The following is a 20419-nucleotide window of genomic DNA, read 5'->3' on the forward strand; positions in this document are numbered from 1 at the left end:
TTTAACTGTCCGAGGTAATGATCACTCATGAATACCTCAGAGCGTATCCTTCGAGCACTTCGGAATCCGCGTCTCTTCGCTCGTGGAATCAATAGGGCCTACCACCGCCGTGCCGGGATGCGATCTGAGTATCCAAAAGGTATCGCTGTCTTCGAAGAAGACTGGGACACACTGGTCGTGCTTGACGCGTGCAGATACGATATGTTTGAGGAAGTAGCCAATATCGAAGGCGATTTGTCTTCACAACTCTCGAAAGCCTCAGCGACGGTAGAATGGCTTTCAGCAAACTTTGACGGAGTTGATCTCCGCGATACGGTCTACGTCACGGCGAATCCACAACTAGAGCGGAATCGGGAGAGTTGGAATATTTCTCTCCATGAGACAATCAACGTCTGGCTAAACGAGGGGTGGGACGAGGAGACGGGAACCGTTCTCGCCGAAACGATGACCGAGGCCGCAATTGAAGCCCACAATCGGTTCCCGAACAAGCGAATCGTGGTTCACTATATGCAGCCACACTACCCATTTGTTCCGTCAAGCACCTCCTTTGACAAGGATCATTTGCGCGAAATTGACGAGGAAGGAGGAGGACCAGATGGCGAAAACGTCTGGGGAAAGAAATTCACGGGTCAATTATCTATATCGCAACAAGATATTTGGGAGATCTATTTGGAGAATCTGAAGTATGTTGTTAAACACGTTAAAGATCTGTTTCGTTCAACATCTGGTAAGCGTGTTGTGACCTCTGACCATGGGAATTACGTCGGTGAACGTGCTTCGCCGGTTCCGATTCGAGAATATGGCCATCCACGAGGCCTATATGACGATCCTGTAATCCAAATTCCATGGTTGGAGAATACAAAAGGCGAGCGTCGAGAAATTTCGACAGATCGAAGAGATACAGGGGAAGATATAGACTCTGGTTTGGTAGACGAGAGACTACGCAATCTTGGGTATAAAACTGAATAGACTACTTGAGAATATTAATACAAATACACTTACTACAAATATAAAGATTGAAACTAGATAGATCCCTGTATAAAGACATATTAATGATACTGTAATCGTTACTCTAGTCCATGACTTCGATTGATGCATCTCTACAGGAAGTAGAGGGCTCCTTGGGAGGAGTCAACGATGGGTTACAAGAATGGGAAGATAATTACTTCCATTACCAAAAGCCTCGATATCGTGCACTGTTACAGATGATTACCGAGCGACACACCGAAGGTAGGATTTTAGAGATTGGCGCAATGCCTTATCATCTAACAGCTGCCCTCTCAAATCTCGAATTTCCGGTGACAGGAATTGACCATAATCCGGATCGGTCGGATCTTATTGATGAATTTGATTTAGACATCCGAGAATGTGACATTGAGAGGGAAGAATTTCCATTCAAGATGATGAATTTAGCCTAATCCTATTTAGTGAGGTGTTTGAACACCTTAGAATTGACCCTATTCACGCATTAGAAGAGATAGAGCGCGTACTCAAGCCATCTGGCCAGTTGATTTTCACCACTCCAAATCTCTACTACCTCGGAAATGTATTCAGATTTTTGACTGGACAGGGAATCATGAGTTCCTATTCACAATACAGAAAATTGGAGACATTAGGGCATATGGGACATGTCCGTGAATACTCTCGAAAGGAACTCCTAGAGTTTCTCAACCACACCCAGTTAGAGATATCTGAGGCAAAATACACATCATTCAATATGAATAGCCATTCTAACCGGGTCCTTGATACACTTAAACAAGTGGTCCCCAAATTCATCCCAAAACTTCACCGATTCCAAGTTATTATCGCCGAGAATAAATTGTAATATATAGTAGGTTTTAATCTAGGAAGACATTGAATAATCTCTTTCTTCCTCCTTGGATTGCTGCTACACAAAGTCGGAGGTATTGCCGTGGATTAGATGCTCTAGATCCTCGCAGATATGCTATACCAGTTCGAATATTCCCATCTCTAAGGTGACATCTAGCGAGGTGGAATCGGTGGTACTTCCTTACAGGGTAGCCTTCAGATTCAACCCTTTTTATTTCATTGTTAAATTTATTTAAAAGCACTTTTTTAGACTCTTCAACCAACTCTGCCGTAGGGTCTGGCGATTCATGAACAATGACGAGCTCCTGATCAACGTAGGCCAACTTGCCGTTCTGGAGCAATCGGAGTACGAAGTCTATATCTTCATGGCGTGGCAATGATTCATCAAATCCTCTTTTATCACGCGCAATATCGGTCCGAACAAGTAGGCTAGAACCTGCCGAAATATTCCCCTGCATAGCGAGTATCTCTCGCATGAGTTCTTCACTCCCTTCCCGTCGTATCTCATATGGAAATAGCCGTGTTATAATATCTTTAATCCGGGAAGTCCTTAACGTTGTACTGTCGCAATACACCCCTACCCACTCATCATCTCTTTCCTCAATTACGGACAACTGTTCCGCTAGTTTTCTCGGATGCCATTCGTCGTCGGAATCTATGAATGCGACATATTCTCCGTTAGCCTCCTCAAGACCCGTGTTTCTCGCAGCAGCTTGCCGCATATTCGATTCATGCTTGATGTATTTGATCCGACCATCATCATAACTATTGACTACCGCTTCCGTATCGTCTGTTGAGGCGTCATCAATTATAAGATATTCAAAGTCTTCGAACGTTTGAGAAAGAACACTCTCGATAGTCCGTGGCAAAGTCTCCTCTCTATTGTATGTCGGAGTGATAACGGTTACTCTGGCCACATCACAAATATTTCAACCGCACGTAATAGGTACTTCGACCACTGAAACCAGATCTATTATTTGTCACCGAAACCTTCTCGAGTTCGTCCACGATAAGCGCATACAGATCTCTTTCAAGGTACAAAATGAATAACGTGTATCGATTCAAGCTCAGTTACAGGCTCATATCACTCGCTGCGTCCGCAGTTTGTACACTCGCGCTCCTCGTACTACTTCCAATTGAACTCACGGTCTCGTTTGTCGCCGTCCTCGCTGCTATCGTTAGCGTCGCAGCATACCGGTTGAATAACTACCTCTTGACCGTTCTCTCCGGAGCATTCCTGTTTCGAGTTGCGTTCGTCGTCGTCGACTCGCTCGCCGGGTTTCTTCCAACGGTCCCAATCTCTACGGGCCACAACCGACGTGCAATCGCTCTCGCAACTGCTTGGACCAACGGTCAATTCGCAGGTGTTCTAGGAGAAACCACCATCATGCGCGTCGTGATGGCGCACCTGCTCGCCCCGTTCTACGTCGTACTGGGCCACTCGTCCGTCGCCGGCCGTATCGGTATCGCGTTCGTCAGTCTCTTCGTCGGGTATCTCGTCTTCGAGCTCGCACGCCACGTTGCCGACTACCGGACCTCCGTACTCGCCGCCTCGATCGTCCTCTTCTGGCCGACGATCGTCTATCGGTCGGTCGTGATTCAGCGAGAGATCGTTCTCGTCGTCGTGATGCTGACGTTCCTGTGGGCTGCAGTCCAATGGCTCGACTCCGTTACACTGCGGACTGTCACGATCGCACTTCTCGCGACTGCCGCGACGTTCGCGCTTCGCAAGGAGAACCTCGTCCTGATCGTCGCGATGGTCGGGTTCGTCAGCCTCGGTAAGAGCCGCGATAAGCCCTACTACCTCGCTGGGCTCACACTCTTTTCCGTCCCGTTCCTCGCGTTCTTCGCCCTCAATTTCGAGACGTTCACCGGCCACGGCTCCACGCTCTCCCCTGCGGCGCTCGAATCGTTCGCGTACGGCCGTGCTCACGGTGACGCCGTGTACCTGATGGGGCTCCACTACGACACTTGGCTGGACGTAATTCTTTATGCACCGATGAAGGTTCTGTACTTCCTGTACACGCCGTTCCCGTGGCATATCCAGAGCATCACAGAACTGTTCGTCGGGATGAGTGCCCTCGCGCTACTCGCTGCGACGTTCTTCGTCCGACGGGGTATCGCAATACTCCACGACAAGCCGTACTACCTCGGACTTCTTCTCTCCTACTTCCTGACTGGCGTCGTCACGTACTCGATCATCGAGATGAATTACGGTGCTGCCGTGCGCCGACGGATCCAGTTCATCCCGATCCTTCTCCTCCTCGCCGTCGTCGGACTCTCGAACGTCGAATTCGACGTTCGGTGGCCGACACAATGACACAAGCCATTTTACTGCAGTCTAGCTAGACCACACCACATGACCAACGTCCTCTTTCTCGTCGTCGACTCGTTACGGTACGATGCCGTCGCCGACGACGAGTTCGACACGCCGGCCCTCGACGAGCTCGCCGAGGACGCAGTCTCGTTCACGCGGTGTTTCGCCCAAGGGATCAGCACCGCGCCCTCGATGACGGCGATGCTCACTGGCCGCTACCCGCTGGACTACGGCGGCCACTGGTACCTCGAAGAATCCCAGCCGACGATGGCCGAACAGTTCCAGCGGAACGGCTACACCACGGGTGCGATCCACTCGAACCCGAACGTCTCCCGACTTCGAAACTTCGACCGCGGGTTCGACACGTTCGAGGAGAACATCCTTCCCTACGACCCGGACGGGCTCGTGGACAACGCGCCGGACTCGCTGCTCCGTTACGCGAATAAGGCCGCACGCATCCTTCGGCGCACGCCGTACCTCCCCGCGGAGAAGGTGAATCGGAGCCTCACAGAGTGGATCACCTCGACCGACGACCCGTGGTTCCTCTGGACGCAGTACATGGACGTCCACGGTCCATACCTCCCTGGTGGCGATTTCGGCTACCGGAACAAGTTCCGTGCCGAGCGACTCTGGCGGAAAGCAGCCGTGAACGCCCCGAGGAGGTTACCCCGGAGGAGCACGGGGAGCTCTGGACGAACTACCGCAAGGAAGTTGAGTACCTCGATCGGGAGATCGGAAACTTCCTCGACGGACTCGAAGAACGCGGCGAGCTGGTAGACACCGCCGTCGTCGTTGTCGGCGACCACGGCGACGAATTCGACGAACACGGCCTGTACGGCCACAAGAATCTCCCGTACGACGAGCTCACGAGAGTGCCCCTACTGATTCGGTTCCCCGACTCGGTCGAAATCGACCAACCCAAGACCGTCGACACGATGGTTCGCACCGTCGACGTCCTTCCGACGTTCCTCGATCTCGCGGACACTGACCTCTCGGACGCGATGGCCGAACGCTTAGAAGGCGAATCCCTGCTTCCGGTGATTGGGGGTCAAGACCCGAGCTACGACGCGGTCCTAACCGAAAAGGAAGTTCGCGGGGAAGACTATCTGCGGCTCGGGTTCCGAACTGATGACTGGAAGTACCTCTACGACGGGGAGGGCGACGACGAGTACCTCTACGATCTGTCCACCGATCCCGAGGAAACTGACGACGTCTCTGGGCAGAATCCCGAGACGGTGGAGCGGTTCCGAGAACGACTGAACGACCGCTTCGAACAAATCGAAGCGACATCCGAAGGTGTCGACGTCCCCGATCTCGACGACGATGAAGGCGTCGAGGAGCGTCTCCGTGCACTGGGGTACAAGTGAATTAGCCTTCCTCGTCAGGGGCCCGCAACCTCGATTTCTCGCATCGGCCGACACTCGATCTCGCCTCGCTCAACGAACTCGGTCACAGTCTCGAGCACGTCACGGAATCGCGCCAAATCCAGCTCTGGCTCGTGCCCCAGATTGAACGGATGGAACCAGAGGTGGAACACCCCACCCGTTCGAGCCGTACGCTCCAACCCCTTCCTCGCCCGCGCGATACTGCTCTCGCCCGACGCATACTGCCACCCGTCGTGCGAAGGTCGAAAGACCTGTGACCCGGGAACCTCCACGATACCGCCACGTTCCACAGCTTCGACCACAGGTGGCTGCAGACGTGCCGCCTCGTCGGCGAACCGCAACGGCGGCTTCACTACGCCCGGAACCCACCCACGTTCGTACCAGCGCGCATCCAGCCCTCGGTACGCTTCGATCCCGTACTCCCGGAGCACGTCGACGTGGCCGATATCATTCCGCGGGAACACGAAGCTCTTCGGCTCCACGCCGTGTTTCCGCAACGTCCCCACAGCTGCGCCGATCTCCTCCTCGGCATGCTGCCGCGAACAACCATCGGCGCCTAACTGCATGTGCGTCGAACCATGCAGACCGATCTCTTGCTCCGTCTCACACTCCTGAATCCGGTCGAGCAACCACGGTGCGTACCACAGCTCCTCGTCCATTCCACTCGCACACGGCAGTTCGCCGAACCAGTCGTCGACCCACTCGAAATTCGGGGACGTTCGATCATAATGATCCCTGCCGCAGTCTTCCAGCAGGTGGGAGACGATCGCCCACGTCGCCGGGATCTCGTACTCGTCGAAAAGGTCACACAGCTGGTCGATCACTTCGGGCGTGTTTCGATACGCCTCCTCGTAGCGTTCGACGTTGCCTTTGTCGAAGGTCCCCCACGCGAGTTCCGTGTCCAGCGAGATCGTGAACACGCCCGTGTCGTCGTCCATGGCTACTCCATGTACCCAAGATCTTCGAGTCGATCGGCGACATCACTTTCGACAGTTCGTGACTCCGCGCTGTCGATGTCCTCGGCGTCGATGCGCTGGACTTCCCGGTTCGCAGGCTCCGACTCCGCAGCAAACAGCTCCCGCTTGACGTCGCCGTCCATCCGCTCGGGCACACCTCCGCCGTGCAGGTGCAGCAGTGTCGGCGCGATGTCGAGGATGTGCATGTCGGTAAGCGATTCGTTCCCGTCGATTTCCGGGCCATGAGCGATGAACATCCCCGTGTCCTTGTTCTCGCCGTGCCACTTGCTCGGCGATCCAAAGGCGCCGTCGTGGCCGATCTTCCCCTCGATGTGGACGCCGGCAGCCTGGTCGAGGACGACGTCCGGGCCTCGATCGACGTACGGACCACTGTACACGTCCTCTCCACGTAGCACTTGATCGAACACCGGATTCCCGTCCGGGTCCGTGATTCCCTCCAAGTCATCGACGAGTTCGTCGACGATGCGCTCGCGTTCCTGTGGATGGTCCGCAAGTACGTACACCGGCCCCTGCCCACTGGCGACCACTTGTGAACTCTCCCAGTCGATCACGTCGGCTTTTCCGCTCTTGTCGACAGAGCCCTCTTCGTCGGGGAGGAGCATCTGTACGCGCTCTGGGAGGAGTCGTCGCGCCCACCACTCCACACCCAGTTTCGCCAGAATCGGACGAACACGCTCCTGCGTGATGCCCGCCCTGTGGAGGTAATCGCTGATGCTCGATTCGGTCTGGAGGTAGCCATGCTGTTCGAGCCAGGTGTTGACGCGGAACGTCGTCTCGATCCCGTTCGATCCGTGATCGGACATCACGAAGAAGTTCTCCAACTCTTGCATCTCTAACAACTGGCTGACGCGCTCGTCGATGCGCTCCCACGCCCGCTTCACGACATCCATGTCCCAGTAGAAGTGCTGGAGCACGTTCAGGTAGAACACCGTCACGTGGATGAGTTCGTACTCACCGCTCTCGAGCTGATCCTCCAGTACGTCGAATCGCATGTCGATCAAGTCGTAGATCTCGGGGACGCACTCGTTGTCCGGATTGTCGCCGGACAACAGCGACATCTTCTCAGGATGAACTGCGTAGTCGTATCGCTCTCGTAGTTCCTCCTCTAGCGATTCGGGCTGCGTGTACCCAGCCTGTTCGGCGCCTGGGCCACCGGCAACGTGGATGCCATCGATTTCCGAAGGCGGGTACGAGGTCGGAAGGTTCACGACCGCGGTATCGCCTTCAAGCAGCCGCCAGTAGTGCGTGCCGTCAAAGTCGCCAGCCGAACTCCGGTTTTCGATCGTCCGCGCGTCTCGGTCGACAGCTTCCCACCAGAACACTCCAAGCTTTCCGGGGTTGGTCCCGGTAGCGTAGCACTGCCAGTTCGGACACGTCACCGGCGGCAGACAGCTCTGCATGTCCGACGCGACGCCGTCTTCAGTCAGTTTCGAGAACGTTGGGAGCGTTCCGTCGTCGATCCAGGGCTGGATCAGCTCGAAACAGCCCCCGTCCAGCCCGAGTACGACCGTGGTCATTTCCTCCTCCTCACCTTCCGACAAACAAAGCGTCTGTGTTCCTTGTGTCTGTAGGTCATTACGCTGTATTCTGTTCCAGTAGTTCCCCGTATACCTGATCCAGCTTTCCAACCATCGACGCCACCGAAAACCGCTCAGCCTGTTCCAGCCCTCGCTCCCCCATCCGTTCCCTTAGTTCCGAATCCCTCGCCAACTCCCCCATCCGTGCCGCCAACGCCTCCGCATCTCCAGTCGGAATCAGGAACCCGTTCTCTCCATCTTCAATCTGCTCCGGAATCCCCGCAATATCCGTCGCCACCACGGGCAACCCACTCGCCATCGCCTCCGTGATCACTCGGGGCGTCCCCTCGCGGAAGGACGGCAACACGAGCACGTCACTCGCCGCCAACACCCGCGGCACGTCGTCCCGGAAGCCAGTCAGGAACACCTGATCCGACAACCCACGCTCCTCGATCTCCGACGCCAGTGAGTCATAGAGCGGGCCGTCGCCGACGATACAGACCGACCCCTCGAAATCGTCCATCGACGCCACTGCATCCAACAACACGCCGTGCCCCTTCCCGTCGGCGAGCCGCCCGACCATCACCACGCGCAGCCGCTCGCCGGGCAAGTCCGCCGCGGGCTCTGCGTCCGCGAACGCGTCCAGATCCACGCCGCTGTACACCGTCGTGTACTGCTCGGGCCGACCGATCCCGCGCTCCAGATACTCCTCAGCGATCACGTCGGCGTTCGTAACGATGCGGTCCGTGTGCTCGGCCGCGCGGCGCTCGCACGCGAGCACGAACCGATTCAGCGCGTCGTTCCGGTCGTCCGCGAACGGGACGCCGTGGACCGTGTGGACGACGTTCGGAACCCCTGCCAGCGCCGCCGCGAAGCGACCGATGATCCCCGCCTCCGTGCTGTGCGTGTGGACGATATCGAACTCCTCACGACGGAGATACCGTGCCAGCGACACCACCGCGGGCACCGCAGTCACGGGGTTGTAGTGACGGATCAACGGGAACTGCTTCGTGTCGATGCCATCGGCCTCGAGCTGAGCCACCTGTTCCTCGGCGTACTCCGCGCCGTAGCCAACGGTGAACTCGTAGTCGTCGATCCCGCGGACGGTGGCGAGCGTCTTCGCCTCCGCCCCGCCCTGTAACAGGCGCGTGATGAGGTGGAAGACTCGAGGCCGGCGAGTCATCGATGAGTCACACCTCCGGCGATGCACTCCCCCGACTTAAGCCTCCATCTCTGGCTCCCAGACGGTCCGCGGGAAGTAACGACACTCTCAAACGACTGTAGTGAATCCGACAGACCATGCACACCGACCAGACGCACGTTGGCGTCGTCGGACTGGGCTACGTCGGCCTCCCGCTCGCGCTCGCGATGCACGACGCGGGCTACGACGTGGTCGGCGTCGACGTCGACGCCGAGAAGGTCGAAACGCTCCGGAGCGGCGAATCGACGGTCGAAGACGTTACTGACGACGAAATCGCAAAAGCTGTCGACGCCGGCATCACGTTCACGGCCGAGTACGAGCAACTCGCAGGCGCCGATGGCGTTTCAATCTGTGTCCCAACCCCCCTCCGCAAAACCGATACGCCGGATCTCTCCTACGTTCTCGACGCTGCTGAGCGCCTCGCACCAGTCGTTAGCGATGGCTGTACGGTCGTCCTTGAGAGCACCGTCTATCCCGGTGCCACCGAGGAAGCCGTCGCCGAAGTCCTCGCAGAGAACGGCGCCACTATCGGCGACGACCTCTTTCTCGCGTTCTCGCCGGAGCGTATCGACCCCGGCAACGAGGAGTACGGCCCCACGGACATCCCGAAAGTCCTTGGCGGCGTCACCGACGAATGTGGCAACCGCGCGGAAGCGCTCTACGCGCCCGTTTTCGATGAAGTCATTCGCGTCGACTCCTCGACTGAGGCCGAACTGGTCAAACTACTCGAGAACACGTTCCGGGCGGTCAATATCGGGCTGATCAACGAGCTCGCACAGATCGCTGACGAACTCGATGTCGACATCTGGAACGCCATCGAAGCCGCTGAGACGAAGCCGTTTGGCTTCATGCCGTTCTACCCCGGTCCGGGGCTGGGTGGCCACTGTATTCCTATCGATCCGTTCTACCTTTCGTGGAAAGCCGACCAACACGGCGTCGACACGCGCTTCATCGATCTCGCAGATACGGTCAATCGAGAGATGCCTCAACACGTTGTCGACCGCGTGGTCCACCAACTCAACGACCACGGCACGGCGCTCTCGAATGCCGACGTACTCGTCCTCGGCGCTGCCTACAAGCCGAACGTCTCAGACGTTCGCGAGTCTCCCGCCCTCGACATCATCACGGAACTCGAGGAGTGGCAGGCCACCGTGGACTACCACGACCCGCACGTCCCCGAGCTCACGGTCGGCGAGCAGACCTACAAGTCGGTCCCGTTGACTGACGACCGTCTCCAAAGCGCAGATTGTGTCGTCATAGTTACGGACCACTCGGAAATCGACATCGACCGAATCGTCGAAGAGTCTGCACTCGTCTTCGACGCCCGGAACGCGACCAGCCACCGTGACGACGACCACGTCGTTCGATTGTAGGCGTCTTTAATCCGACACACTAACCCCGCCCGCGGGGAATTCGGAGGTATGCCCACTGCACTTGTCACTGGTGTCGCGGGGTTCATCGGTTCGAACCTCGCAGACGCGCTGCTCGGCCGCGGCTACGACGTTCGCGGCGTCGACAACTTCGAGACAGGCCGCGAACAAAATCTAACCGGCCTTCGCGAGAAGGACGACTTCTCCTTCCACGAGGCGGACATCCGCGACGCCGACGCCATGGCAGAAATCACGGCAGGTGTCGACTACGTCTTTCATCAGGCGGCTGTCCCCTCGGTCCCCCGGAGCGTCGACGATCCCGTCACTTCCACGGACGCCAACTGCACCGGGACGGCGACAGTCCTGAACGCTGCCCGCGAGGCGGACGTCGATACAGCAGTCGTTGCCTCCTCCTCCTCCGTCTACGGCTCAACCGACCAGCTCCCAAAAGTTGAGTCCATGGAGTCACAGCCGGAATCCCCCTACGCGCTCTCGAAGTTCTACACCGAGAAGCTCGCCCTCCAGTTCAGCGACCTCTACGACATCGACACGGCTGCGCTACGGTACTTCAACATCTTTGGCCCGCGTCAGGACCCCAACGGCGACTATGCGGCAGTCATTCCGAAGTTCATCTCCCTGATGCTCGACGGCGAGCGCCCGGTCATCTACGGCGACGGCGAGCAGTCCCGAGACTTCACCTTCATCAATAACGCCGTGCAAGCGAACATCCTTGCCGCGGAGGGCGATGCCACCGGCGAAGCGTTCAACGTCGGTTGTGGTGGCCGCGTCACGGTCAACGAACTCGTCGACACGCTCAACGACCTCCTCGACACCGACATCAACCCCATCTACGACGACCCGCGTCCCGGAGACGTGCGCCACTCCCACGCCGACATCTCGAAAGCCGAGGATATGCTCGACTACGACCCCGAGGTCGGGTTCAAAGAGGGCCTCAAGCAGACCATTCCCTTCTACCGCGACGCCTAGCCCAGACGACCCTTCCGGAACCATTTTGCCACTCTGCCGAGCAGTCGGAACCAACATGACCGGTGATCGAACCTATGGAACTGCTTGACGACGACGGCAACCTCTTCGGCGTCGTCAACGTCGTCGACGCACTCGTCGTCCTCTTCGTCCTCGCCGTCGTCGCCGCAGGTGCAGCGTTCGTCCTCCAGCCTGAGCCCGAACCCGAACAACCGGACATCGGCACGAAAAACGTCACCCTCGATCTCGGTACCCAGCCGGACTACCTCGTCTCCGCGATCAACGAGGGAGACACCTACAGCGCGGGCGAGAAGAGCGAGCTCACGATCACCGACGTCCACCTCACCCCACAGGGGGACCAGGCCCGAGTCATCGTCAGGGCTGAACTCCGTGGCGTCGTCAGCGGCGACAGCATCGAGTACGCGAACGCGCCGCCGCGCCTGGGCCGCGCACTCGATATCGCCACGTCGACGTACCAGGTCAACGGCCGCATCCGTGCAGTCGGTGGGGACGATACCCTCACCACCGAAGAGACGAACGTCGTCATCAGCGACACTATGTCGGCCGCCGACGCCGAGGAGGTGACGGAGGGCGACGAAATCCGGCTCGGCGAGCGCACCGTCGCGACCGTCGAGAACGTCGCCGTCTACGCGACCAACGACCCGAACCAACGGCGCGTCGTCGCCGGAGCCACCCTCGAAACGTACACGCAGTCGGGCGAACGCCGCTTCGGCAACACGCCCGTTAGACCAGGCCAGACGGTGACGCTCCCTGCAGACACCTACACGTTCAACGGACAGATCGAGCGCGTCGGCACACTCGAACCCCGCGGCTCGACTACCGAGCGGACGGTCACGCTCCAGATGTACGACGTCCGCGAGGATTTCGCCGACGCCATTCAGCCGGGCATGACCGAGCGCGCGGGCGACACGACCACTGCCCGCATCACCGACGTGGAGACCGAGCCCTCGGTCATCATCACGACCGGCGACAACGGCAGTGTCAACGTCGTCGATCACCCGTACAACCGAAAGGTGACGATCACAGCCGATCTCACCCTCCGGGAGACGACGACCGGCCTCACGTTCAAGGGCGAGCCGATCCGTCAGGGCTCGACAGTCGTCATCGACCTCGGGACGATCACCGTCGAGGCGACAGTCGTCGGCGTCGGCGGCTAGCCCTCGACGCCCTGTCAGCATCGAAACCAACAAACGACCGCTCCCAAACGTACAACCTAGATGGCCACCGAGAAGTCGGGACTCAGTGAGGCGCTCACCACCCGAGTTGAGGGGATTCGCCGCGGGCTCGAACAGTCTCGATTTATCGGCACCGTGGAGACGGCCAGTCGCTGGGTCACCAACGCCGTCCGGAACTCCTGGCTCTACAACTGGCTAACCGCCGAACCCGAACCGGAGGTCATCGTCATCGACCTCCGCGAGACCTGGACCGTCGGCCCGTTCATCAAGATCCTCGATTGGGCAATCGAGACCACGAAACCGTGGTACGAGCAGTCCGTTCTCAAGCGTGGCGTCAACGGCGTCGTCGCCCTCGGTGAGCAGGCTGCCGAGACACGACCCGGACAACTCCTGATCGCGCTACTCGAACCACCCGAGTCACCGGAAGAGCGAGACGAGACAGAGGACGACCAGCGAAACGAGAAGTAGCGACCCTTACTCGACGGTCACGCTCTTCGCCAGATTCCGCGGCTTGTCGATATTCCGCCCGAGCTGCTTCGCGACGTGGTAACTCACGAGCTGCAACTGCACGTTCGCCAGCACGGGCGCGAGCCGCGGATCGGTCTCGGGCACCTCCAACACCTCATCCGCATACCGCTCAACGTCAGTCCGTCCATCAGTCACTGCAACCACAGGTGCGTCACGCGCTTCGACCTCCTTCACGTTCCCGACAGTCTTCTCTGACCCCGTCTCCCCAGTCACGACCGCGAACACCGGCGTGTTGGCAGTCACGAGCGCCAACGGGCCGTGCTTCAACTCACCAGCCGGGAAGCCCTCAGCGTGCTTGTAGCTAATCTCCTTCATCTTCAGCGCACCCTCCATCGCGACCGGGTAGTCGTACCCGCGGCCAATGAAGAAGTACGCGTCCGAGTCGACGAACCGCTCGGCAACCTCCCGCGCGTTCGTCTCGTCGAGCACCGTCTGCACCTGCCCGGGCAGGTCACGCAGCGCGCTCACGAACTCGTGACTCGCACTACCGTTGCCCATCACGGCCGCGACCATGTTCACGGCGAGTACCTGCGCGGAGAACGTCTTGGTGGCGGCGACGCCGATCTCCGGACCCGACCGGATGTAGAGCACGCCGTCACACTCCCGGGCGGCCGTACTCCCGACGACGTTCGTCACCGCGAGCGTGTCGACACCGCGGCGCTGGGCGTCCCGGAGCGCACTCAGCGTGTCGGCGGTCTCCCCGCTCTGGGTGACGCCAACGACGAGCGTGTCGTCGTCGTGCGGCGGCGGCGACGTGACGTACTCGCTGGCGACGAACGCCTGGGCAGGCACCCCCTGCGAGCGGAACAACTCCGCTGCGTACAGCGCCGCGTGGTAGGAGGTCCCGCAGGCGACCAACTGGATCGACTCGGCGTTCTGAACCGCATCCGCGATGTCGTCGCCCAGATCCACCGTGCCCGAGAGTTCGTCGACGCGCTCCTGAAGACACTGCCGAAGCGCCCGGGGCTGCTCGTGGATCTCCTTGAGCATGTAGTGGTCGTAGCCACTCTTGCCCGTCTCCTCGGACTCCCAGTCGACCGTCCGCACATCCTTCTCGACCGACTCGCCAGCGAGCGTCGTCACGTCCCAGCCGTCGAGGGAGAGTTCGGCCACCTCACCGTCTTCGAGGTAGACAACCCTATCCGTGAACTCCAGGAACGCCGGCACGTCACTCCCGAGATACGTCGCGTCGTCGGCAACGCCGAGCACGAGCGGCGAGTCGTTCCGGGCCGCGTAGACCGTGTCCGAACCCTCGAGCACGGCCGCAATGGCGTAACTCCCCTCAAGTCGCCCGACAGCGTGTCGGAACGCCTCCTCGAACGACGCGCCATCGGCGCGCTGGGCCTCGATCAGGTGCGGGACGATCTCCGTGTCCGTCTCGCTCTCGAACTCGTGGCCCGCGGCCGCGAGCTCCTCCTTGATCGACTGGTAGTTCTCGATGATCCCGTTGTGGACCACCGCAACCGTGTCAGTACAGTCCATATGGGGATGGGCGTTCTCGTCGGTCGGCGGCCCGTGGGTCGACCAACGCGTGTGGCCAATACCGACACTCCCGGGGAGTGACTTGCCCGCGAGTGCGTCTTCGAGCACTTCGAGCTCGCCCGAGCGCTTCGCAACCGACAACTCACCACCTGAAACGGCGACACCCGCGGAGTCGTAGCCGCGGTACTCGAGGTTCGACAGCCCGTCAAGGAGGACGTCGAGCGTCTCGTCCCCGCGACCGACGGCGCCGATGATGCCGCACATTCAGCGCACCACCTCCGTGTCTCGATCCACGCGACCCGTGATGTGCGTCCCGACGCCAAGCGTCGCCCCTGTCCCGACGATGGCGCCAGGGTCGAAGCTCCCGGCCCCCTCTGCAGTCACTCGATCGGCGAGCACGGCACCAACACGCTGCCCCTCGACGACTTGCCCAGCGACGGGGATGTCTGCAACACCACTCGGCGCCACAGTCCCCGCACCGATATCGACAGCGCGGCCGGCGACGACCTCGTGCAGCGACGCGTTAGCCCCGACGCGGGTGTCGACATCCAGCACCGAGCGAGAGACGGTTGCGTTCGCTCCCACAGTCGCGTTCCGACCGAGCGACGTTGCGGGGCCGACGACTGCGTTCGGCCCGACGACTGCATCTGCGCTGATCGCAACGGGCGGGCGGAGGACTGCCGAGTCGTGGACCCGGGCAGAGTCGGCGACCCAGACATCGTCGTCCTGGGCGACGCCCTCGATCCAGCCCTCGTCGAGCAGGCGCTCGGCGACGGTGAGCAAGTCCCACGCGTACGTGGCGTCGACCCAGAGCCCCTCGGTCCGGACGGCCTGAATCGACTCGGTGTCCCCGTCGCCGACGATCCGTTCGAGCGTCGACGGCAGCGACAGCTCGCCGTCGGTTCGCGGCGTCGCGTCGAGCGCGTCGAACAGCCGCTCGTCGAACGCGTAGACGCCGGCGTTCAGCGTGTAGTGTTCGTCAGTAGCCGGATCCTCGAAGAAGGCAGTCACGCTCCCGCCGTCGATCGAGACGGTGCCGTACTGGGCGGCGTCGGCGTGCTCGATCGCCCCGAGGGCGCCGAAGGCACGCCCGGGCTCGTAGGCGTCCCGCACGTCGGCGACCATCTCGGGCGCGACGATCTGGTCGCCGTTCAGCACGAGGTACGGGCCGTCGACGGCACCTTTTGCCTGCCGGAGCGCGTGACCGCTCCCGAGCTGTTTCTCTTGGGTGACGTACTCGATCGGCGTGTCGCGGTACGAATTGCCGAACTGGTCGCGGATGTGGTCGCGCTCGTAGCCGATGACGACGACGATCGAGTCCACGTCGGCGGCGACGAGCGCGTCGAAGACGTACGACAGAATGGGCCGGTTCGCGGCGGGGAGCATCGGCTTGGGCCGTGACTCGGTCAGCGGCGCCAACCGCTCGCCTTCGCCGGCCGCGAGAACGACTGCGTCCATGATGGACCTACCTCTCTCAGCCCGACAGGTTACTGTTTCGATACGCGCAGTTTTGGCGCGAAAAACAGAACCATCATACGCCTCGCCGTCCCGGCGTGCTGTATGGCTCGCGACCTCGTCGTCGCCCTCGTCGTCGGGATCCTCCAGGGGATCTTCGAGTGGCTGCCGATCTCCAGCGAGGGCAACATCACGATCGTCCTCTCCGCGCTCGGCCGATCGCCGGAGGCGGGCGTCGCGTTCGCACTGTTCCTCCACCTCGGGACCGCCCTCGCCGCGACGGTGTACTACCGCGAGGACATCCGCGACGTGCTGACGCTGCTCCCCTCGTGGCGACCGGCCAACGCCACCGAGGGCGAGCAGGCGACGGTCACCTTCCTCGCGATCGGGACGCTCGTCTCGGGCGTCGTCGGCGTCGCCGCCTACCTGACGCTCGTCGACGCCGTCTCCGAACTCGGCGGCGGCGTGTTCATCGCGCTGATCGGCGTCCTGCTGGTGCTCACGGGCGCGTTCCAGTACCTCTCGCGAGACCGACTCGGTGCGGGTCGGACGCCGACGGTCCTCGACGCGGTGCTCGTCGGCGTCGCACAGGGGCTGGCGATCCTCCCCGGGATTTCGCGGTCGGGGATGACCACCGGAACGCTGCTCCTCCGTGGCCACGAGGGCACCGAGGCGTTCCGGTTCTCGTTCCTGCTCGCGATCCCGGCCTCGGTCGGCGGCGGCCTGCTCGGCTATCTCGACACGGGACTGAACACCTCGCTACTCGCTGCGGGGGTCGCGCTCGGCGCCGCGGCCGTCGCGGGGTACGCCTCGATCGATGCGCTGCTGCGGATCGTCGACGAACTCCCGTTCTGGGCGGTCTGTGTTTGCCTCGGCGCGCTCGCGATCGCCGGCGGCGCGCTGGTTATCTGAGGTCGGGCGGCAGGCGCGCGACCGGCAAGTTCCACGAATTGGATTAGTTGATGAGCCGTGGGGTCAGGTGTTCGGCCTGGGCTCCGCGCAGGCGCCGCTCGTACAGGAGCAGTACCGGGAAACGCGGACCCTGGGGTCGCAGTGACGCTCGCCGGCCGCCACCCCCGATCAGTGGGCGGACATCCCGGAGACGACGTTCACGCAGTACACGCCAGCGAGGATGAGCGCCAGCCCGACCACGCCAGCGATGTCGATGGATTCGTCGAAAACGACGATACCGACCGCCGCGACGCCCACGATCCCGAGCGCCGCCCACGTCGCGTAGACGACGCCGACGGGGAGCTCCTCCAGCGTGAGCGAGAGAAGGTAGAACGCGAGTCCGTAGCCGACGACGACGCCGAGACTCGGGAGTGGCTGCGCGAAGCCCTCAGAGAGCTTGAGCGCTGTCGTCCCGAACAGTTCGGAGAGTATCGCCCCCGCGAGCACCAGATACGGGTTCATGTGCGGCCCGACGGCGACGACAGAGATGATCGTTGTGGAACCTGTCGCCACGTGGGACGATCGCCGACGAGATAACGTAGTGGAGGCAGGGTACGGTTCGTGCCCGCCTTCCGCATCGAAGGGCAGAAATACACGGTCGGAAGCCGTCGAGTCAGGCGAAATCGACGCCGCTCGGACGCGCTTTGACGTAGACTCGAATCTCGATTCCTTCGGGACAAGCGCGCTCCACCTCTTCGACGAAGTCGAGCATCGCGTACACCTCAGCTGAATACTCCGGGTCGCGGAGACCGACAGCCGCCGTCCCGTTCGCGTCCGCGTCGGCGACCCGGTTTGTTCGCCGGCGGAGTTTGTCTTTGAGCTCTTTTCGGGGACCCATTACCGTAACGTGTTGTATGCCGAACTAATAGCGTTTTTGCCAAATTCTGGAGGTAAAGTTCCTCAACTGCGAGTCGAGCGTTGCCCGCACCTGCCAATACAGTACCCGATACCGAGATCGAGTGAGGGACAGGAGTACTGCAACCGTGGCGCCCGTCCGAGCGCGAGCAGTCGGGCAGGTGCGAGCCGAGCCAGGAGCGAGCAGTATCGCTGGCGCCGCAGTTGGGACACATCGCCGTGTCGGCTGGTCGGGAAACGGGTCGACCGAGCGATGGCGTGGGACTGTTCAAGCGATATCGAACAGCTCGAACGTAGAACTGGTCAGACAGTATCGAACAGCTCGAAGGACGTTCCGGGGGCACTCGATCTACCCCGGCCGACGTAACTCTAGGGCTACTCCTTCATCCGGTCGCGCGTCACCGTCTCGTTCGGTTTCGTCCGCGCCTCGGCACCGAGTTTGACGCCCGCGTTCAGACTCGTGTCGATCCCGGTCTTCGTCCCGTCGCCGACGACGACGCCGAACTTCCGTCGGCCCGTGTCGACCGACTCACCCTTCACCCGAACCCGGACGCACTCGTCGTCGTGGCGCAGGTTCGCGACCGTGGTCCCCGCACCGAAGTTCACGTCCCGGCCGAGCACCGAGTCGCCGACGTAAGAGAGGTGGCCGCAGGCGGTGTCAGCCATCAGGATCGAGTTCTTCACTTCGACGGCGTTGCCCACCCGCACGTCGGGCCCGATCACGCTCGCCCCGCGGACGTACGCGTTCGGGCCCACGTCGGCGCCCGACTGGACGACAACCGGCCCCTCGATGTACGCGCCGTTGCGGACCCGAGCGCCCTCCTCGACGATGACCGCGCCGTCGAGGGTCGCCCGCGGTTCGACGGTACCGCGGACGTCCCCTTCCAGCCCGTCGAGGAGGTACTCGTTCGCTTCGAGGAGTTCCCACGGCCGGCCCACGTCGAGCCACGTCCCCTCGTACTCCACAGCGGTCACGTCACGGCCGGCGTCGATGTAACGCTGGATCGATTCGGTGATCTCGTACTCGCCGCGGTCGCTGAGTTCGGTCGCCTCGACGTGGGCGAACGCGTCGGGCTCGAACGCGTAGATGCCGAGGTTCGCGAGGTCGGTCGGCGGGTCGGCGGGCTTCTCGACGACGTTGGTCACGCGCCGGCCGTCGAGCGCGACGACGCCGTAGTTCCGCGGGTCGGCGACGGGTTTGACCGCCATCGCACTCCCCTCGGTTTCGGCGAGGGCGGCGACCAGTTCGGGCTCGATCACCACGTCGCCGTTCAGGACGAGGAACCGTTCGTCGACGTACTCGCCCGCCTGCTCGACGGCGTGGGCGGTGCCGAGCTGTTCGTCCTGCGTGACGTACTCGACGGGGGAGCCGGCGTACTCGTCGCCGATGGTCTCGCGGACCTGGTCGCCCTCGTAGCCCACGACGACGACGTAGCGGTCGACGTGGTCGGCACAGGTGTCGAGGACGTGTTCGAGCAGCGACTTCCCCGCGGCCGGGAGCAGTGGCTTCGGTTGACGCTCGGTAAGCGGGCGCATCCGCGTTCCCTGGCCGGCGGCGACGACGACGGCGACAGTCATTGTCGGGCTGACGAGGAGCAGCGCCTTTGGCGTTCTGTTCGAGTGGCGGGAGAAACAGGACTCGACAGCCCTGCTGTCTCCGCGGAGGCAAAGCTCCGGAGGAACCTGTTCGACAGTCGTCCTGCTCGCCGTAATCCTTATTTATATACAATTTCAACACAAAGTATGGCAGAAGCCGAGTCTCCCCCTGACAAGACAACAGTGAACATCCGAATAACGGAAACGTTCCTCGAGGACGTCGATACGACGTGGGAGCAACAGGGATTCAACAGCCGGAGCGAATTCATCCGGTTCGTGCTTCGCGATGCGCTCAAGCATCCCGAATTCACTCGTGCGGACCTGAAGGCGATGCTCACCAGCGAAGCAGAGATTCGTGAGGGGCGGACCCACAGTAGCGACGACGTGAAGGCAGCCTACGGTCTCGAGGAGACGACACGCGACAGCGATGAATGAATGGGACTGGGAACTCACCGAAACCGCACGGCGTGATTTTGACGGGCTGGACGATCACACACGCGACCGAATCGTCAGCAAGCTCGACGAGATCGTAACCGACGAATGGCGAGAGCCGCCCGACCATCTCGAACCACTGCAGGGGACGCCTCACGAAAAGCTCCGAATTGGTCAGTTCCGGCTTGGATGCCGCACCGACCGAACCGAGCAGATCCTCTACGTCTTACGTATCCGAAAACGCGGTGGCGATGCGTATCGCAGTGACGACGATTGACCACTCCGCAAAACCACTCTTCTGACCGGTCGGTCTTGGTTCGTGGCCGACGCGTGCTGTTCAACA

The 20419-nt window shown here is 60.9% G+C and carries 21 protein-coding genes and 1 pseudogene; 13 read left to right on the forward strand and 9 right to left on the reverse strand.

Annotation, left to right across the window (positions count from 1 at the left end; all coding sequences use genetic code 11):
* The first annotated feature begins 27 nt into the window (after nt 1-27).
* The 3 genes from SY89_RS15550 (at nt 28) to SY89_RS19430 (ending at nt 1825) form a co-directional block, all read left to right on the forward strand.
* Entirely contained in the window at nt 28-969 is a 942-nt protein-coding gene (locus SY89_RS15550; protein ID WP_204374403.1) for an alkaline phosphatase family protein, read from the forward strand.
* A gap of 110 nt (nt 970-1079) precedes the next feature.
* The gene (locus tag SY89_RS16350) at nt 1080-1418 is read left to right on the forward strand and encodes a methyltransferase domain-containing protein (RefSeq protein ID WP_144427100.1); all 339 of its coding nucleotides are present in this window, start codon (nt 1080-1082) and stop codon (nt 1416-1418) included.
* A 14-nt stretch (nt 1419-1432) separates the two neighbouring features.
* Nucleotides 1433-1825 carry a class I SAM-dependent methyltransferase gene (locus SY89_RS19430; protein ID WP_189319082.1) on the forward strand — a complete coding sequence of 131 codons (393 nt, stop codon included), beginning with the start codon at nt 1433-1435 and terminating at the stop codon, nt 1823-1825.
* Nucleotides 1826-1838: 13 nt separating this feature from the next.
* On the opposite strand, the gene SY89_RS15560 is transcribed toward SY89_RS19430, so the two are convergent.
* The gene (locus SY89_RS15560; RefSeq protein ID WP_189319083.1) at nt 1839-2747 is read right to left on the reverse strand and encodes a glycosyltransferase family 2 protein; all 909 of its coding nucleotides are present in this window, start codon (nt 2745-2747) and stop codon (nt 1839-1841) included.
* Nucleotides 2748-2881: 134 nt separating this feature from the next.
* Here SY89_RS15560 and SY89_RS00660 point away from each other — a divergent pair, with 134 nt between their 5' ends.
* From SY89_RS00660 to SY89_RS19395, 3 genes and pseudogenes are all read left to right on the forward strand, one after another.
* A complete protein-coding gene (locus SY89_RS00660) occupies nt 2882-4150 on the forward strand; it encodes a hypothetical protein (protein WP_144427101.1) in 1269 nt (422 codons plus the stop codon).
* Nucleotides 4151-4189: 39 nt separating this feature from the next.
* Nucleotides 4190-4717, forward strand: a pseudogene (locus SY89_RS00665) (sulfatase-like hydrolase/transferase); the annotation flags it as partial.
* Entirely contained in the window at nt 4684-5514 is an 831-nt protein-coding gene (locus tag SY89_RS19395; protein ID WP_342764356.1) for a sulfatase family protein, read from the forward strand. The pseudogene SY89_RS00665 and the gene SY89_RS19395, both read left to right, overlap by 34 nt.
* 14 nt (nt 5515-5528) lie before the next feature.
* Here the strand turns inward: SY89_RS19395 and SY89_RS00675 are convergent, their stop codons facing one another.
* From SY89_RS00675 to SY89_RS00685, 3 genes are read right to left on the reverse strand one after another with little or no spacing between them, the layout of a single operon-like run.
* Nucleotides 5529-6470 (reverse strand): polysaccharide deacetylase family protein, encoded by a 942-nt coding sequence (locus tag SY89_RS00675; protein ID WP_054582733.1) that lies wholly within the window; start codon nt 6468-6470, stop codon nt 5529-5531.
* Nucleotides 6471-6472: 2 nt separating this feature from the next.
* On the reverse strand, nt 6473-8137 hold the full coding sequence (locus SY89_RS00680) for an alkaline phosphatase family protein (RefSeq protein ID WP_144427102.1): 1665 nt from the start codon (nt 8135-8137) through the stop codon (nt 6473-6475).
* Nucleotides 8085-9209, reverse strand: a complete 1125-nt coding sequence (locus SY89_RS00685; protein WP_054582735.1) for a glycosyltransferase family 4 protein — start codon at nt 9207-9209, stop codon at nt 8085-8087. Before SY89_RS00685 ends, SY89_RS00680 begins: the two co-directional genes overlap by 53 nt.
* 116 nt (nt 9210-9325) lie before the next feature.
* Here SY89_RS00685 and SY89_RS00690 point away from each other — a divergent pair, with 116 nt between their 5' ends.
* From SY89_RS00690 to SY89_RS00705, 4 genes are all read left to right on the forward strand, one after another.
* A complete protein-coding gene (locus SY89_RS00690; protein WP_054582736.1) occupies nt 9326-10600 on the forward strand; it encodes a nucleotide sugar dehydrogenase in 1275 nt (424 codons plus the stop codon).
* Nucleotides 10601-10648: 48 nt separating this feature from the next.
* Nucleotides 10649-11584: an SDR family oxidoreductase gene (locus SY89_RS00695; protein WP_054582737.1), complete on the forward strand. Its 936-nt coding sequence runs from the start codon at nt 10649-10651 to the stop codon at nt 11582-11584.
* Between the two features lie 74 nt (nt 11585-11658).
* Complete coding sequence (locus tag SY89_RS00700) at nt 11659-12759, forward strand: DUF4330 domain-containing protein (protein WP_054582738.1); 1101 nt, start codon at nt 11659-11661, stop codon at nt 12757-12759.
* Between the two features lie 60 nt (nt 12760-12819).
* Nucleotides 12820-13245, forward strand: a complete 426-nt coding sequence (locus SY89_RS00705) for a hypothetical protein (RefSeq protein WP_054582739.1) — start codon at nt 12820-12822, stop codon at nt 13243-13245.
* A gap of 6 nt (nt 13246-13251) precedes the next feature.
* On the opposite strand, the gene glmS is transcribed toward SY89_RS00705, so the two are convergent.
* Nucleotides 13252-15051 (reverse strand): glutamine--fructose-6-phosphate transaminase (isomerizing), encoded by a 1800-nt coding sequence (gene glmS, locus SY89_RS00710; RefSeq protein WP_054582740.1) that lies wholly within the window; start codon nt 15049-15051, stop codon nt 13252-13254.
* Nucleotides 15052-16245, reverse strand: coding sequence for a sugar phosphate nucleotidyltransferase (locus SY89_RS00715; RefSeq protein WP_054582741.1), 1194 nt, complete (start codon nt 16243-16245; stop codon nt 15052-15054).
* A 102-nt stretch (nt 16246-16347) separates the two neighbouring features.
* On the opposite strand from SY89_RS00715, the gene SY89_RS00720 reads away from it, so the two are divergent.
* The gene (locus tag SY89_RS00720; RefSeq protein WP_054582742.1) at nt 16348-17154 is read left to right on the forward strand and encodes an undecaprenyl-diphosphate phosphatase; all 807 of its coding nucleotides are present in this window, start codon (nt 16348-16350) and stop codon (nt 17152-17154) included.
* Between the two features lie 168 nt (nt 17155-17322).
* On the opposite strand, the gene SY89_RS00725 is transcribed toward SY89_RS00720, so the two are convergent.
* From SY89_RS00725 to glmU, 3 genes are all read right to left on the reverse strand, one after another.
* Nucleotides 17323-17655: a DMT family transporter gene (locus SY89_RS00725; RefSeq protein ID WP_054582743.1), complete on the reverse strand. Its 333-nt coding sequence runs from the start codon at nt 17653-17655 to the stop codon at nt 17323-17325.
* Between the two features lie 151 nt (nt 17656-17806).
* The gene (locus SY89_RS00730) at nt 17807-18031 is read right to left on the reverse strand and encodes a hypothetical protein (protein WP_054582744.1); all 225 of its coding nucleotides are present in this window, start codon (nt 18029-18031) and stop codon (nt 17807-17809) included.
* A 392-nt stretch (nt 18032-18423) separates the two neighbouring features.
* Complete coding sequence (glmU, locus tag SY89_RS00735; RefSeq protein WP_054582745.1) at nt 18424-19626, reverse strand: bifunctional sugar-1-phosphate nucleotidylyltransferase/acetyltransferase; 1203 nt, start codon at nt 19624-19626, stop codon at nt 18424-18426.
* Nucleotides 19627-19791: 165 nt separating this feature from the next.
* Between glmU and SY89_RS00740 the strand changes: the two genes are divergently transcribed.
* Nucleotides 19792-20079, forward strand: a complete 288-nt coding sequence (locus SY89_RS00740) for a ribbon-helix-helix domain-containing protein (protein ID WP_054582746.1) — start codon at nt 19792-19794, stop codon at nt 20077-20079.
* Nucleotides 20072-20353, forward strand: a complete 282-nt coding sequence (locus SY89_RS15570) for a type II toxin-antitoxin system RelE family toxin (RefSeq protein WP_080506557.1) — start codon at nt 20072-20074, stop codon at nt 20351-20353. The genes SY89_RS00740 and SY89_RS15570 overlap by 8 nt, the downstream gene beginning before the upstream one ends.
* Nucleotides 20354-20419: the final 66 nt, after the last annotated feature.

Source organism: Halolamina pelagica (assembly GCF_001307315.1).
Classification (GTDB): Archaea; Halobacteriota; Halobacteria; order Halobacteriales; family Haloferacaceae; genus Halolamina; species Halolamina pelagica_B.